Raw genomic sequence first — 15,674 nt, 5'->3', positions numbered from 1 at the left:
GGGGCGGTCTGTGGCCCCCCCCACCAATAATTTTTCTGTCGCCCCCCCCCTACCGGGTGTCACGCGGGCGGCCCCCCAACCCGCCCGCCCGCGCCCCCGCCGCTCAATCTGTACTCGCTCGACCTCCACCGGGAGTTCGAGGAAGCCCTCGACGACCTGGCGGTCCGTCCTCCCCGTGCCCTCCTGATCCGCGCCGAGGGCACGGTCGTCTCGGGCGGTGTCGACGTCTCGCTCTTCGACTCGCAGACCTCCGCCGCCGACGGCAAGATCCTCTTCGACCGGATGCTCGAGCTGCCGCTGCGTGTCGCCGCGCTCGACTACCCGGTCGTCTTCGCCGCGCACGCGCTGTGCCTGACCTGGGCCTTCGAGCTCGCCCTCGCGTGCGACCTCATCGTCGCCTCCGAACGCGCGAGGTTCGGTCTCGTCGAGAAGGTCGTCGGCCTCACCCCGACGATGGGTGGGACACAGCGCCTTGCGGCGCGTGCCGGCATCGGCCGCGCCAAGGAGCTGGTGATGACCGGCGACCTGTACGACGCCGCGACCCTGGAACGCTGGGGTGTGGTGAACCGTGTCCACCCCGCCGACGAGCTCGACGATGCGGTGACGGATCTCGTCACGACGCTCGCTGCGGGGCCGACCCGCGCCCATGCGGCCACGAAGGCCGTGCTCCGCGCCGTCGAGCGCGGCGGTGTCGCTGCTGCGGACGACGAGATCACGGCGATCGCCGCAGCGCTCTACGACACCGAGGACATGCGTGCGGCGATCCGGTCGTTCCTGGAGGACGGGCCGGGCAAGGCGACGTACGTCGGGCGCTGACCCTGCGCGGACGAGGCCTCGCTACTGCGCTGCGGCCGCCTCGGCCTCGGCCTCGTACGACGCCCACAGCTCCTTGGTGTGCCGCGTCGCCCGGTGCTCGGCCCAGAAGGACACGAACGGGATCGTGGCCAGCACCATCGTCGTCACGGTGAACCCGACGCTCCATCCCGCCTGCCGGGAGAGCACGGCCGTGATCACGAGCAGCACCATGTAGAAGACGCCGTGGATCGGCGAGATCGACGCGGTGAACTCACCGATGTCGTGCCACGTGCTGCCCTCCGCGGAGACCATCTTGATGATCCAACCGCCGACGACGGCGATCACGAAGAAGCTGACGACGAGCGCGAGGACGCGGTAGGCGGCGAGTGTCTTGGGCACGCTCTCGAGCCTACCTGCGGCGCTCAACGCAGCGCCGACGACCTCTCGTCGTCGCGGGCGCGGGCCCGCGCCCGTGCGGCCTCCTGCGCGGCCCGCTTCGCCGCCGGGACCCGAGCCTGGACCACACCGCCCTCGCGCCGCAGGTCCAGACACATCCGCCACCACATGAAGAGGGCGAAGGCGCCGAAGATCCACCACTCGATCGCGTACAGCAGGTTGCGCAGACCGGCCGTTCCGTCCTGGGTCTGCTCGGGGACCTCCGCAGGTGCGAGCCCTGCGCCGTCGGCCGGCGTCTGCGCCGTGACGATGCCGTAACCGCCGTAGAGGTCGTACGGCACGACGTTGACCAGCCGGGGGATGCGGACGCCGTCGATGACGCGGGTCTCCTCGTCGAAGCCGGTGCCACGCGCGTCACCCGGCTGGAGCACCACCTCGAGCGCGACGTCGCCCTCCGGCACGGGCGGCAGAGCACCGGCATCGGGCGACCATCCACGGACCACGAGCAGCGCCGCCGGACGGTCCGACGCCCCAGCGACCTCGTCGACCAGGACGGGCGCCAGCAGCCAGTAGCCGTCTCGACCGCTCTGCTCCCGACCCGACACCCACACCTGCCGCTCGGCCGGGGCGAACGTGCCGGTCAGCGCGACCGTGCGGGAAGCCGCCGTGGTCGTGAACGGCTCGTCCGGGCCGAGCACGTCCTGGAGCGGCACCACGGACGCGGTCGTCTGGTCCGTCTCGGCCTCCGCGCGCCGGTCGTCGTACACGCCCATCTGCCACAACCCCATGAAGACCGTGAAGGTGACGGCCACCACGACGAGGGCGTGCAGCCCCCACAGCCGCGGCGACAGCCAGCCCACGCGGGCGCGGGTGGTCGGGGCAGACGGGGTGCTCACGACAGTCGTGACAGCGACGGGTAGAGCGGGAAGCGGTCGGTCAGCACGGCGACCCGCTTGCGCAGCGCCTCGGCATCGGTCAGCTCGGGCTGCAGCGCGTCGGCGATGATGTCGGCCACCTCGCGGAACTCCTCGGCCCCGAAGCCGCGGGTGGCCAGCGCCGGCGTGCCGATCCGCAGCCCCGAGGTCACCATCGGCGGACGCGGGTCGTTGGGAACGGCGTTGCGGTTGACGGTGATGCCCGCCTCGTGGAGCCGGTCTTCGGCCTGCTGGCCGTCGAGGGTCGAGTCGCGCAGGTCGACGAGGACCAGGTGGACGTCGGTGCCGCCGGTCAGGACACTGACCCCGGCGCTCTTCATGTCGTCGGCGGTGAGCCGCGCGGCCAGGATGCGAGCACCCTCGATGGTGCGCTCCTGGCGCTCCTTGAACTCCGGCTGCGCGGCCATCTTGAACGCGACCGCCTTCGCGGCGATCACGTGCTCGAGGGGGCCGCCCTGCTGACCGGGGAAGACGGCCGACCGGATCTTTTTGCCGATCTCGGGGTCGTTGCTGAGGATCACGCCACCGCGAGGTCCGCCCAGGGTCTTGTGCGTCGTGGACGTGACGACGTGAGCGTGCGGCAGAGGGCTGGGGTGGAGACCGGCGGCGACGAGACCGGCGAAGTGCGCCATGTCGACCATGAGCATCGCGTCGACCTCGTCGGCGATCGCACGGAACTCGGCGAAGTCGAGCTGCCGCGGGTAGGCCGACCAGCCGGCGATGATGAGCCGCGGGCGGTGCTCGTGGGCCAGCCGGCGGACCTCCTCCATGTCGACACGGTGGTCCTCGTCGCGGACGTGGTAGGCGACGACGTCGTAGAGCCGGCCGGAGAAGTTGATCTTCATGCCGTGCGTCAGGTGGCCGCCGTGCGCGAGGTCGAGGCCGAGGATCGTGTCGCCGGGCTTGATGAGCGCGTGCATCGCTGCAGCGTTGGCCTGCGCGCCCGAGTGCGGCTGGACGTTGGCGTACGAGGCGTCGAACAGCGCCTTGAGCCGGTCGATCGCGAGGTTCTCGGTGATGTCGACGAACTCGCAGCCGCCGTAGTAGCGCTTGCCGGGATATCCCTCGGCGTACTTGTTGGTCATCACGCTGCCCTGCGCCTGCAGCACGCCGAGCGGGGCGAAGTTCTCGGAGGCGATCATCTCGAGGGTTCCCTGCTGGCGCCCGAGCTCCGCGTCGATCGCGGCGGCGACCTCAGGATCGAACTCGGCGAGGGTCTGGTTCAGCGCGGACGGCTGGTTGATGGTCATCGAGCAGACTCCTGGAGCGCGGCGGCGGGCGGCGGGCGGACGAATCGCCCCTCCCAGCGTAGCCGGACCCACGCCACCCTGGCCCTCCGCGTCGAGACGCCTTCGCGGGCCCACGCCGTATAACAGTCGCGTGAAGGTTGCGGCCGCCTCCTAGGTCGAGGCCGCGGGCAGGAGTAGCGTGCCGACCGGCTGTCCGCCATGCGGACAGCCTTACCCGACGAGGTGCGGCCGACCGCAAGATTCTTCGGCCGTGCGCCTCCGACACGAGGAGAACTACGTGAAAAAGCTGAGAGCAGCAGTCGCCGTCGCCGGCGCGACCGCCTTGGCCCTGGGCGCTTCGGCGTGCGGCGCCGGCAACAACGAGGACGAGTCGGGCTCCGGTGGCGACAGCATGGTCGTCGGCACCACCGACAAGGTTGTCTCGATCGACCCCGCCGCCGCGTACGACAACGGCTCGCTCATGGTCCAGACGCAGGTCTACCAGTACCTGCTGAACTTCCCCGAGGGTGAGACCGAGCCTCAGCCCGACGCCGCCGAGAAGTGCGACTTCGACACGCCGACGACGTACACCTGCACGATCAAGGACGGCTTGAAGTTCGCCAACGGCAACCCGTTGACGGCGAAGTCGGTGGCCCACTCCTTCCAGCGCATCGTCACCATCAACGACCCGAACGGCCCTGCGTCGCTCCTGGTCAACATGGCCAAGGTGGAGGCCAAGGACGACAAGACCGTCGTCTTCACGCTCAAGTCGCCCAACGACCAGACCTTCCCGCAGGTCCTCGTGACCTCGGCCGGCCCGATCGTCGACGAGCAGACCTACCCGGCCGACAAGGCGCTGAGCGACGAGGAAGCCGTCAAGGTGGAGGGCTTCTCCGGTCCGTTCACGATCGGCCAGTACCAGAAGGGCCAGCTGGCGCAGTTCAAGAAGAACGCCGACTACGACGGCGCGTACAACGACGCCAAGACCGACACGATCACGCTGAAGACCTACACCGACAGCAACAACCTCAAGCTCGACATCGAGAAGAAGAACATCGACGTCGCCTGGCGGTCGCTGACGCCGACCGACATCGAGAGCCTCGAGGGCACCGACGGTGTCACCGTCCACAAGGGTGCGGGCGGCGAGCTCCGCTACATCGTCTTCAACCTGAAGACGATGCCCGGTGCCGACGACGCCCAGAAGCTCGCGATCCGCAAGGCCGTCGCCTCCTCGGTCGACCGTGACGCGATCTCCGAGCAGGTCTACAAGGGCACGTACACCCCGGCGTACTCGCCGATCCCCGAGGGTCTGCCGGGTGCGACCGAGGCGTTCAAGGAGGCGTACGGCGAGAAGCCGGACGCCGCCGCGGCCAAGAAGTTCCTCGACGACGCCGGGGTCAAGACGCCGGTGACGATCAACCTCCAGTACAACCCCGACCACTACGGCGGCAGCTCCGACCAGGAGTACAACGAGGTCAAGCGTCAGCTCGAGGACACCGGTCTCTTCAGGGTCGACCTGCAGTCGGCCGAGTGGACCACGTACAACGAGGAGCGCGTCAAGGACACCTACCCCGTCTACCAGCTCGGCTGGTTCCCGGACTTCCCGGACGCCGACAACTACGTGACGCCGTTCTTCGACAAGGACAACTTCATCGGGAACCACTACGAGAACCCGAAGATGACTGCCCTGCTCGCCGCGGAGCGCACCGAGCCCGACAAGGCGAAGCGCGAAGACCTCCTCGGCCAGGTCCAGCAGCTCGCGGCGGAGGACATCTCCACGCTGCCGCTGCTGACCGGCGCCCAGGTCGCCGTGGCGACCGACGACGTGAAGGGTGTGGAGAACACGCTCGACGCGGCGTTCAAGTTCCGCCTGACCTCGCTGTCCAAGTGACGGCAACCGAGGTTTGAGCACCACCTGAGAGGGGCGGGCCCCGGCTCCGGCCGGGGCTCGCCCCTGCTTCGTCCGCCCCCTGAAAGCAGGTTGTCCCATGGCGACGACAGAGCTCCTGACCGGGCCCGAGCCCGAGGTTCCCAGCGGCCCTCGGCGCTCCGGTGGCCTGAGCCCGTTGACCCGCTACCTTCTCGTCCGCGTGGCTCTGGTGATCCCGATGATGTGGGTCCTGGTCACGTTCGTGTTCTTCTTGATGCGGGTGATCGGCGACCCGATCAGCGCCGCTCAGGGGGGCCGCCTCACCCCGGAGCAGATCGCCGAGCGCAAGGCCGCGGCCGGGCTCGACGCCCCGATCCTCCAGCAGTACTGGGACTACATGACGGGCATCCTCCGCGGTGACTTCGGCACGGCGCTCACCGACGGCCGCGCCATCTCCGACGTGCTGGTCGTGAACGGCGCCGCGACCCTGGAGCTGGCCTTCTGGGCGCTGCTGGTGGCCTTCGGCCTCGGCGTCCCGCTCGGGCGCCTGGCGGCCCGCCACCGCGACACCTGGCCCGACGCGGTCCTCCGGGTCTTCTCGATCCTCGTGTACGCGGCGCCGGTGTTCTTCGTCGGCCTGCTCCTCAAGCTCGCGTTCGTGCCGCTCGGACTCCCGGTCGCCGGCCGTGCGAGCACCGAGGTGGAGCTGACGCTGCAGGGGGTCGAGCCGCAGACGCACGTGATGATCATCGACGCGATCCTCTGGGGTGACCCCGCCTACGTGTGGGACGTCCTCAAGCACGCGATCCTTCCGGCGATCGCCCTCGGCCTGCTGACCGGAGGCGTCTTCCTGCGGCTGGTCCGGGTCAACCTGATCCAGACACTGCGGACCGACTACGTCACCGCGACCCGGGCACGTGGCATCCCCGAGCGCCGCGTCGTGCGCAAGCACGCCTACCGCAACGCGCTCGTCCCGGTCGTCACCGTGATGGGACTCCAGGTGGCGCTGCTGCTCGCCGGCGCGGTCCTCACCGAGACCACCTTCGAGTGGCAGGGGATCGGCTACACGCTGGCCGACTACCTCGTGAAGCGCGACTTCGTCGCCGTCCAGGGCATCGTGACCGTGATCGCCCTCGTCGTCGCGGTCTCGAGCCTGCTGATCGACGTCATCGTCGCGTTCGTCGACCCCCGCGTGCGGTTCTGAGGAGACACCGATGATCTCTCTGCTCAAGTCCACCCACGGCCTCCAGCGCGGCATGCTCGTCGCCGGCCTCGCCCTCGTGACGGTCTTCCTCCTTCTCGCCGTCTTCGCTCCCTGGCTGGCGCCGTACGGCTTCAACGAGACCCGCGTCGACGGCGTGCCGTTCGGCACGCAGCAGCCGCCCTCGGCCGAGCACTGGTGGGGCACCAACGTCGGCGGCCAGGACGTCCTCTCGCGGGTGATCTACGGGGCCCGCACCGCGGTCGTCGTGATCGTCCTCGCGGTCGTGTTCTCGCTCGTCATCGGTGTCCCGCTGGGCCTCCTGTCGGGCTTCCTCTCCGGGCCGGTCGACCGAGTGCTGGTGCTCGTGATGGACGCGCTGTATGCGTTCCCGTCGCTGCTGCTGGCCATCGTCGTCGCGATCGTGGTCGGCGGTGGCTCCTCCGGGGTCGTCGGCGGCGTGCTCGCCGCGGCGATCGCACTCACCGTCGTCTTCATCCCGCAGTACTTCCGGGTGGTGCGCAACGCGACGCTCGCGGTCAAGGTCGAGCCGTACGTCGACGCCGCCCGCGTCGTCGGCACCAGCACCCCCCGCATCCTGTTCCGCCACATCCTGGCCAACGTCCGCCAGTCGGTGCCGGTGATCGCGACCCTCAACGCGTCGGAGGCCATCCTCACGCTCGCCGCCCTCGGATTCCTCGGCTTCGGCATCGAGCCGTCGTCGGCCGCCGAGTGGGGCTACGACCTCAACAAGGCGATGTCGGACGCGACGAACGGCATCTGGTGGACCGGCATCTTCCCGGGCATGGCGATCGTCTTGATGGTGCTCGGCGTGACTCTCGTGGGGGAGAGCCTCAACGACGTCCTCAACCCGCTCCTCAAGGCCCGCGGTGGTGACACCACCACCTCCGACGAGGAGGAGATCAGCGCCGAGTACGAGGAGGCGGTCGCGGAGTCCGGCCTCGACGAGGAGGTCGCCCAGGAAGCCGCCGCGCTCGACGCCGACGTGCGCCGGGTCTCGACGCTGAGCCTGACCGACCTGGCCGTCACCTTCCACACCGGTGCCGCTCCGGTGAACGCGGTCAAGGGCGTCAGCTTCGACGTCGCACCGGGGGAGGTCGTCGCGGTCGTCGGCGAGTCCGGCTCCGGCAAGTCCGTCACGTCCCGCGCCGTCCTGGGCCTGCTGCCGGCCACCGCGGAGGTGTCCGGCTCGGCGCTCCTGCGGACCGGTGACAGCGACTCGCGCGAGCTCAACGGGATGTCGGAGCGTCGGCTCCGGGCCGTCAGGGGCAACCAGGTGTCGATGATCTTCCAGGAGCCGGGTACGGCCCTGGACCCCGTCTACACGGTGGGCTGGCAGATCGTCGAGATGATCCGCGCCCACCGCGACATCTCCAAGAAGGCGGCGCGGGCGCGCGCCGTCGAGCTGCTGGAGATGGTCGGGCTCCCCGACCCCGAGCACCGCGTCGACTACTACCCGCACCAGCTGTCCGGCGGGCAGAAGCAGCGCGTCATGATCGCGATGGCGATCGCGCTCGAGCCGGACGTCATCATCGCCGACGAGCCCACGACGGCCCTCGACGTGACGGTCCAGGCCGCGATCATCCAGCTGCTGCTGGACCTCCGTGACCGGCTCGGCACGGCGATCGTCCTCATCACGCACAACATGGGCGTCGTCGCGGACGTGGCCGACCGTGCCGTGGTGATGTATCGCGGCGAGATCGTCGAGCAGGCCCCGGTGGACCGGCTGTTCACGGCACCGCGTCACCCGTACACCCGTCGGTTGCTGGACGCCGTCCCTCACCTCGGGCAGGGCGCGGGTGCCCCCGTGGTGCCCGACACAGCGCCGCCGGTGCTGTCGCTGCAGGGCGTGACCGTCGAGTTCGCGGGGCGTCTGGGCCAGCCGGCGTTCCGTGCGGTCGACGGCGTCGATCTCGTGGTGCGTCGTGGGGAGGTGCTCGGCCTGGTCGGCGAGTCGGGCAGCGGCAAGTCCACCCTCGGCCGGGTGGCCGTGGGACTCCAGAAGGTGACCGAGGGTGCCGTGCTCATCGGCGAGGAGGACATCACCACGCTGTCCGACCGTCGGCTGCGCCCGCACCGAGCGCGCTTCGGGTTCGTCTTCCAGGACCCTGCCGCCTCGCTCAACCCTCAGATGACGATCAGCGAGTGCGTCGCCGAGCCTCTCAAGGTGCAGAGCGACCTCTCCGCCGCCGATCAGCGGGCCAAGGTCGCGGCGCTCCTCGACCGGGTCCAGCTCTCGGCGTCGTACGCCGGTCGCTACCCGCACGAGCTCTCGGGCGGGCAGCGTCAGCGCGTCAGCCTCGCGCGCGCCCTGGCCCTCGACCCGGACCTGCTGATCGCCGACGAGCCGACGTCGGCGCTCGACGTGTCGGTGCAGGCCAAGGTGCTCGACCTGTTCTCCGAGCTCCAGCGCGAGCTGCAGTTCGCCTGCCTCTTCATCAGCCACGACCTGGCGGTCGTCGACGCACTGTCGAACCGGGTCGCGGTGATGCGGCAGGGACGCATCGTCGAGGAAGGGCTGCGGCAGGACGTCCTCCAGTCGCCGAAGGAGGACTACACGAGGAAGCTCATCGCCGCCGTGCCGGTGCCGGACCCGGCCGAGCAGCGTCGTCGTCGTGAGGCGCGGGGAAGTCTGCTCAGCGACGTGGAGTGACGCCGGGGGTCGGCGTGGTTGCTGAGAGGGAGGGACGCTGCGATCCTCGCTCCATGACTGCGCCGACCACCACCTCGTACGAAGGACACCTCGCGCCGCTGGTCGTCCATCGCTGGGCCCCGGAGGCACCTCGGTGGATCGCCGTCCTCGTCCACGGGTACGCCGAGCACCTCGGCCGCTATCAGCACGTGGCGCAGCGCCTGGTGGACGACGGCGCGCTGGTCGTCGGCCCGGACCACCTCGGGCACGGCGCGTCGGACGGGGAGAGGGTCCTGATCCCGGACTTCGGTCCGGTGATCGCCGATCTCCACGGAGTCGTGGAGCAGGCACGCACGGAACACCCGGGACTGCCCGTCGTGATGATCGGACACTCGATGGGCGGCATGATCGCCGCACGCTACGGCCAGCGGTTCGGTGACGAGCTGGCTGCGCTGATCCTGTCGGGCCCCGTCCTCGGCTCGTGGAGAGTGTTGAAGCTGGCCGAGCGTGCCGAGATCCCCGACCTCCCGATCGATCCGTCGACGCTCTCGCGTGATCCTGGCGTCGGGGAGGCGTACGCCGCCGACCCGCTGGTCTGGCACGGACGGTTCCGACGCGAGACGCTCATCGCTGTGCGTCTCGAGCTGGCGCGTATCGGCGAGGGTCCTCGGCTGGGGTCTCTCCCGACGCTGTGGATGCACGGCGAGGACGACGCGATCGTCCCGATCGGCCCCACGCGTGAGGGCATCGAGCGCATCAAGGGCGACGACTTCACCGACGTGACCTATCCCGGCGCGCGGCACGAGATCTTCAACGAGACGAACCAGGACGAGGTGCTCGCCACGACGACGGCGTTCGCCCTCGCTCATGTCTAGAAGCGGCGTTGCCTAGGCTTGACGCATGACGACCTATCGGCGCTTCGTCGCGCTCGGCGACAGCACTACCGAAGGCATCGGCGACGAGCCGTACGCCGACGGCACCCCGCGCGGCTGGGCCGACCGCTTCGCCGCGCTCCTCGCCGACGCCGAGCCGGGCGTGGCCTACGCCAACCTCGCCGTCCGCGGCAAGGGCGCGCGCGAGGTCCACCACGAGCAGCTTGCGCCCGCGCTGACGCTGGCGCCGGATCTGGCGAGCGTCCTGGTCGGCATGAACGACCTGATCCGCCCGCGGTTCTCGGCCGAGGTGGTGGTCGGGCACGTCGACGCGATGACCGCCGCGCTGCGTCGTGGCGGTGCCACCGTGCTCCTCATGACCTTCCCCGACCTCGCGGCCGTATCCCCGGTGGGACGAGCGGTCCGGGGCCGCGTCGTGGCGCTCAACCGTGGCCTACGGACGGTCGCGGCGCGGCGCGGCGCCACGCTGCTCGACATCACCACCGTGCCGGCCGCCGGCGATCCACGGATCTGGGCCGAGGACAGGCTCCACCTCAATCCCGACGGCCATGTGCTGCTGGCGCGTGCGATGGCCGCCGCTGCCGACCTGCCCGACGCCGACCCGTCGTGGCGCGAACCCCTGCCGCCGCCGGAGCCCCGGACCCCACGGCAACGGCTCGGCACGGAGGTGGCCTGGTACGGGACCCACGTACGCCCGTGGCTCGGCCGGCGGCTGACGGGCCGCTCGTCCGGCGACGGGCGCACGGCCAAGCGCCCCGACCTGGCGCCGGTACCCTCGACCACGTGAGACCGTTCCTGCTCCTCAGCATCCGCGCCGACGACGATGCCGCCGACGAGGAGTACGCCGCGTTCCTCCGGTTCGGAGGGCTCACCGAGGAGACCCTGCACCGCGTCCGGATGGAGACGACGTCGCTCGACGGCGTGGCGATCGACGACTACGCCGGCTTCATCCTCGGCGGCGGCCCGTTCAACGCCAGCGACCCTCCGGAGACCAAGTCGAGCGTCCAGCGCAGGGTCGAGGCGGAGCTGGCTGAGCTCCTCGACGACGTCGTCGACAAGGACGTGCCGTTCCTCGGCGCGTGCTACGGGATCGGGGTCCTCGGCACCCACCAGGGCGCGACCGTCGACCGACGGTTCGGGGAGCCGATCAGCAGCGTCCCGGTGACCCTGACCGAGGCGGGTCGCGACGATCCGGTCTTCGGTGCGCTGCCCGAGACCTTCACGGCGTTCGTCGGTCACAAGGAGGCCATCAGCACCCTGCCTCCGACGGCCGTCGTGCTGGCGTCGTCACCGCAGTGCCCGGTCCAGGCGTTCCGGGTGGGTCGGCACGTCTACGCCACGCAGTTCCACCCCGAGCTCGACGTCGAAGGACTGTGCACCCGCATCACGACGTACCAGCACCACGGCTACTACGACCCTCCGGAGCACGACGCCCTCCAGGACATGGCACGAGCGAGCGTCGTGGTCGACCCGCCGACCGTCGTACGCCGCTTCGTGGCCGTGGCCCAGGAGCGCGAGCAGAGCCGGACCCCGGCCGGGGCACGGCGGCACTGACAGACGCGTACGGCCCGACCGAAGCCTCGGTCGGGCCGTACGTGTGTTCATGCGTGGAGCTGAGGGGACTCGAACCCCTAACCCCCTGCTTGCAAAGCAGGTGCGCTACCAATTGCGCCACAGCCCCGGTGGCGCGGACGCGTCGCGTCCGGCAGCCGGTCAGACCTTGTCGGTGGCCTCGGCCCAGAGCTGCTGCTCGTTGCGGCCGGCCTTCTTCTTCCGGTTCACCACTACGAAGAGACCTGCAGCGGCGACGGCGGCGATCACGAGCTTCTTCATCAGACACTCCTCTGGGTGGGGGTCGAGTGGGCCTAACAGGACTTGAACCTGTGACCTCTTCCTTATCAGGGAAGCGCTCTAACCAAGCTGAGCTATAGGCCCTCGGTCTCCGAAGCGGTGAACCGTCGGAGACTTTACCTGGTGGTCGGTCGCCGGCCAAAACCGGGGTCCGTCCCGACCAGGCGTGCGATCAGTCGTCCTCGGCGAGCGTCACCTCGAACCCGCCGAGCAGCTGCGCGGCGAGGTTGTAGAGGAACGCGCCGACGGTCGCGAGCGCGGTGATGAGAACGACGTCGATGGCCGCGATGAGGATCGTCAGACCGATGATGCGGCCGAACCCGACGTACTCACCGATGTCGAACGCGTCGGCGTTGTCGTTGAGCACGGTCGCGACGCTCGAGTTGATGGCGTCCCAGACACCTGCGGCGCCGAGCACGGCCCAGACAAGGGTGACGGCGACGACCGTGACGATGCCCAGCGCGATGGCCAGCGCGAAGGACATCTTCATCACCGACCACGGGTCCACCCGGTGCACCCGCAGGCGTGCCTTGCGGGTCGGTCCGGTCGGCGCCTTCTTCGGCTCGCGCGGAGACTCCTCGTACGGCTTGGGACGACGCTGCTTGCCCGCGGCGTCCGTGCTCGCGGGGACCCCGGAGACGGCGGTCTGCCGCGCGGTCGGTGCCTCGACGGTCGTGGTCTCGGACTCGGCGATCGATCCGGCAGTCGGCACGGGCGCCTTGGTCGCTGCCTGCTTCGCTGACGGGGACGGCGTCGTCGGCCTCGTGACGCCGTCGGGCGTCGGCTTCGGCGCAGACGGCTGGGTGGTCGGGCCGGTCACGGTGGGTCCGCCCTGGGGGGCGGACTGCTGCGGACGCGGCTCAGGGCGTGACGTAGCTGTCGGTGCCTGCTGGGTCGGTGAAGGCTGAGCCGGTGCCTGCTGGGCCGGCGCGGGCTGCGGACGTCGTCCTGCCAGTGGCGGGCGCTGCGGCTGCATGCCCTGCCCCTGCCCCTGCCCGTTGCGGCTGGGCGCACCGGCCCCGTCGGGTGTGGTGGATGCCGGAGCAGCGGGCTTCGACGGAGAGGGAGGGGCGGGGGGAGGTGGACTGGACGCCGCCGGCGGCGTGCTGGCGGGCCGTGGCGCCTGGCTTCCCCCGTTCAGGCTTCCCGGCGTGGGCTGAGCGGGGCGCCGCGGACCGCCGTTGGCGGTGCCGCTCTCGGGCGCGCTCGGCCGCGGCCGCTGGGGAGCCGAAGGGTTCGGCTCGCGGTCCGTCATGCTTCCTCCTGGGCGTCGGGGGTGCTGGTCACAGGCTCCGTTGCCTCGACCGGCTCCTCGGCGTCGGACTCCTCGACAGTATCCAACAGTGCGGTGTTCTCCTCGTTGCGAGTGAGGGCCACCACCTCGTCGTCGCCCCTCACCCCGACGAACTTCACGCCCATCGTGTCACGTCCTGTCCTCGTGACGTCAGCCACACGGGACCGGGTGACCTGTCCGCTGGCCTTGATGGCGATGATCTCGTCGTCGTCATCGACCACCAGAGCGCCCACGAGGGAGCCGCGCTCGTCCTGGAGCTTCATGGCCTTGATGCCGAGCCCGCCCCGACCCTGGAGGCGGTACTGCTCGACCGGGGTCTTCTTGGCGTAGCCCCCGTTGGTCGCCGTGAACACGAACTGCGCGCCCTCGTCGGTGCCCGAGCGGATGACCGACATCGACAACAGCTCGTCGCTGTCGCGGAACTTCATGCCGGTGACACCCGACGTCGCGCGGCCCATCGGCCGCAGGGCTTCGTCGTCGGCGGTGAACCGGATGGACTGCGCCCGCCGCGAGAAGAGCACCAGGTCGTCGTCGGGGCTCACCAGCTCGGCGCCGACGAGCTCGTCGTCGGGGTCACGGAAGTTGATGGCGATGACGCCGGCCTGCCGCGGGCTGTTGTAGTCGGCGAGCCGCGTCTTCTTGACCAGGCCGTGCTTGGTCGCGAGGACGAGGTACGGGGACTGGTCGTAGTCGCGGATCGCCAGCACCTGCGCGATCTGCTCGTCGGGCTGGAACTGGAGGAGCCCGGCGACGTGCCCGCCCTTGGCGTCCCGTCCGGCCTCCGGGAGCTGGTAGGCCTTGGCCCGGTAGACGCGACCCGCGGTGGTGAAGAACAGGATCCACTGGTGGGTCGTGGTCGAGAAGAGGTGGTCGACGACATCGTCGCCGCGGAGCGTCGCGCCGCGGACACCCTTGCCGCCGCGCTTCTGGACGCGGTAGAGGTCGGTCTTGGTCCGCTTCACGTAGCCGCCGCGCGTGATCGTGACGACGACGTCCTCGTCAGGGATCAGGTCTTCGACCGACAGGTCGCCGTCGGCGGGGATGATGCGGCTACGGCGCTCGTCGCCGTACTTGTCGACGATGGCCGTGAGCTCCTCGGCCACGATGGAACGCTGACGAAGGACGTTGGCGAGGATGTCCTTGTAGTCGGCGATCTCGGCCTCGATCTCGGCGAGCTCGTCGATGATCTTCTGGCGCTCGAGGGCCGCCAGCCGGCGGAGCTGCATGTCGAGGATGGCGCGAGCCTGGATGTCGTCGATGTCGAGCAGGCCGATCAGGCCGGCGCTGGCGTCCTCGGTGGTCTGGCTGGCACGGATCAGCGCGATGACCTCGTCGAGCATGTCGAGCGCCTTGCCCAGGCCACGAAGGACGTGGGCACGCTCCTCGGCCTTGCGGAGGAGGTACTCGGTGCGCCGCCGGATGACCTCGACCTGGTGGTCGATCCAGTTGCTGATGAACTGGTCGAGGGTCAGCGTGCGCGGCACCTCGTCGACCAGCGCGAGCATGTTGGCGGAGAAGTTGCTCTGCAGCTCCGTGTGCTTGTAGAGGTTGTTGAGCACCACCCGGGCGACCGCGTCACGACGGAGCTCGATGACCAGTCGGCGCCCGACCCGCGAGCTCGACTCGTCACGGACGTCGGAGATGCCTTGCACACGGCCCGAGTTCACGAGCTCGGCGATCTTGGTGAGCAGGTTGTCGGGGTTGACCTGGTAGGGGAGCTCCTTGACGACCAGGGAGATCTTGCCCTTGGAGTCCTCTTCGATGTCGACCACAGCCCGCATCGGGACCGACCCGCGACCGGTGCGATAGACGTCCTCGATGCCCTTGGTGCCGACGATCATCGCGTGCGTGGGGAAGTCGGGGCCCTTGATGCGCTCCATCAGCGCCTCGAGGAGCTCCTCGCGCGTCGCGTCCGGGTGCTCGAGGGCCCAGATCGCACCCGCCGCCACCTCGCGCAGGTTGTGCGGTGGGATGTTGGTCGCCATGCCGACCGCGATCCCGGCCGACCCGTTGACGAGCAGGTTGGGGATCCGCGCCGGAAGGACCGTCGGCTCGAGCGAGCGCCCGTCGTAGTTGGGCGTGAAGTCGACGGTCTCCTTCTCGATGTCGCGCACCATCTCCATCGCGATCGGCGCCAGCCGGCACTCGGTGTAGCGCATCGCCGCGGCGTCGTCGTTGCCCGGCGACCCGAAGTTGCCCTGGCCGGCGACCATCGGATAGCGCAGCACCCACGGCTGGGCCAGGCGTACGAGGGTGTCGTAGATCGCGGTGTCACCGTGCGGGTGGTACTGACCCATGACGTCGCCGACGATGCGCGAGCACTTGCTGAAGCCCCGGTCGGGACGGTATCCGCCGTCGTACATCGCGTAGAGCACGCGCCGGTGCACCGGCTTGAGGCCGTCCCGGACGTCGGGCAGCGCACGAGCGACGATGACGCTCATGGCGTAGTCGATGTAGGACCGCTGCATCTCGGTCTGCAGCTCGACGCGCTCGATCCGCTCCGGCGGCGGCGTGGGTGTCTCTGTCACGAAAGCGTTCCTTCGTACGGGTCAGTCTG

General features: G+C 69.9%; 12 protein-coding genes, 2 tRNA genes and 1 pseudogene. 7 read left to right on the top strand and 8 right to left on the bottom strand.

Features of this window, described 5'->3' with window-relative positions; translation table 11 throughout:
- Nucleotides 1–105 precede the first annotated feature (105 nt).
- Nucleotides 106–816, top strand: a pseudogene (locus PV363_RS02720) (enoyl-CoA hydratase/isomerase family protein); the annotation flags it as partial.
- Between the two features lie 21 nt (nt 817–837).
- On the opposite strand, the gene PV363_RS02715 reads toward PV363_RS02720, so the two are convergent.
- The 3 genes from PV363_RS02715 to glyA are packed head-to-tail and all read right to left on the bottom strand — an operon-like array spanning nt 838 to nt 3,376.
- Nucleotides 838–1,194, bottom strand: a complete 357-nt coding sequence (locus PV363_RS02715) for a DUF3817 domain-containing protein (protein WP_220342775.1) — start codon at nt 1,192–1,194, stop codon at nt 838–840.
- 23 nt (nt 1,195–1,217) lie between these two features.
- Nucleotides 1,218–2,087, bottom strand: a complete 870-nt coding sequence (locus PV363_RS02710) for an SURF1 family cytochrome oxidase biogenesis protein (protein WP_301021627.1) — start codon at nt 2,085–2,087, stop codon at nt 1,218–1,220.
- Nucleotides 2,084–3,376 carry a serine hydroxymethyltransferase gene (gene glyA / locus PV363_RS02705; RefSeq protein WP_220366612.1) on the bottom strand — a complete coding sequence of 431 codons (1,293 nt, stop codon included), beginning with the start codon at nt 3,374–3,376 and terminating at the stop codon, nt 2,084–2,086. Before glyA ends, PV363_RS02710 begins: the two co-directional genes overlap by 4 nt.
- 277 nt (nt 3,377–3,653) lie before the next feature.
- Here glyA and PV363_RS02700 point away from each other — a divergent pair, with 277 nt between their 5' ends.
- From PV363_RS02700 to PV363_RS02675, 6 genes are all read left to right on the top strand, one after another.
- Nucleotides 3,654–5,246, top strand: coding sequence for an ABC transporter substrate-binding protein (locus tag PV363_RS02700; protein WP_301021625.1), 1,593 nt, complete (start codon nt 3,654–3,656; stop codon nt 5,244–5,246).
- A 97-nt stretch (nt 5,247–5,343) separates the two neighbouring features.
- Nucleotides 5,344–6,429, top strand: coding sequence for an ABC transporter permease (locus PV363_RS02695; RefSeq protein WP_220342770.1), 1,086 nt, complete (start codon nt 5,344–5,346; stop codon nt 6,427–6,429).
- Between the two features lie 10 nt (nt 6,430–6,439).
- Complete coding sequence (locus PV363_RS02690; protein WP_301021624.1) at nt 6,440–9,100, top strand: dipeptide ABC transporter ATP-binding protein; 2,661 nt, start codon at nt 6,440–6,442, stop codon at nt 9,098–9,100.
- 53 nt (nt 9,101–9,153) lie between these two features.
- A complete protein-coding gene (locus PV363_RS02685) occupies nt 9,154–9,954 on the top strand; it encodes an alpha/beta hydrolase (protein ID WP_220342769.1) in 801 nt (266 codons plus the stop codon).
- Nucleotides 9,955–9,979: 25 nt separating this feature from the next.
- On the top strand, nt 9,980–10,759 hold the full coding sequence (locus PV363_RS02680; protein WP_220342767.1) for an SGNH/GDSL hydrolase family protein: 780 nt from the start codon (nt 9,980–9,982) through the stop codon (nt 10,757–10,759).
- Nucleotides 10,756–11,526, top strand: a complete 771-nt coding sequence (locus PV363_RS02675; protein ID WP_220345692.1) for a glutamine amidotransferase — start codon at nt 10,756–10,758, stop codon at nt 11,524–11,526. Before PV363_RS02680 ends, PV363_RS02675 begins: the two co-directional genes overlap by 4 nt.
- Nucleotides 11,527–11,580: 54 nt before the next feature.
- On the opposite strand, the gene PV363_RS02670 is transcribed toward PV363_RS02675, so the two are convergent.
- From PV363_RS02670 to gyrA, 5 genes are all read right to left on the bottom strand, one after another.
- Nucleotides 11,581–11,653, bottom strand: a tRNA-Ala gene (locus PV363_RS02670).
- Between the two features lie 32 nt (nt 11,654–11,685).
- Nucleotides 11,686–11,805 (bottom strand): DLW-39 family protein, encoded by a 120-nt coding sequence (locus tag PV363_RS02665; RefSeq protein ID WP_301021623.1) that lies wholly within the window; start codon nt 11,803–11,805, stop codon nt 11,686–11,688.
- 27 nt (nt 11,806–11,832) lie between these two features.
- Nucleotides 11,833–11,907 (bottom strand) — tRNA-Ile (locus tag PV363_RS02660).
- 88 nt (nt 11,908–11,995) lie between these two features.
- Nucleotides 11,996–12,643 carry a DUF3566 domain-containing protein gene (locus PV363_RS02655; protein WP_301021622.1) on the bottom strand — a complete coding sequence of 216 codons (648 nt, stop codon included), beginning with the start codon at nt 12,641–12,643 and terminating at the stop codon, nt 11,996–11,998.
- Between the two features lie 431 nt (nt 12,644–13,074).
- Nucleotides 13,075–15,645 carry a DNA gyrase subunit A gene (gyrA, locus tag PV363_RS02650; protein WP_220345689.1) on the bottom strand — a complete coding sequence of 857 codons (2,571 nt, stop codon included), beginning with the start codon at nt 15,643–15,645 and terminating at the stop codon, nt 13,075–13,077.
- Nucleotides 15,646–15,674 lie beyond the last annotated feature (29 nt).

Source organism: Mumia sp., assembly GCF_028803055.1.
GTDB lineage: Bacteria > Actinomycetota > Actinomycetes > Propionibacteriales > Nocardioidaceae > Mumia.
The sequence above is the reverse complement of the archived record's forward strand: the minus strand, read 5'-3'. Positions and strand labels throughout refer to the sequence as shown.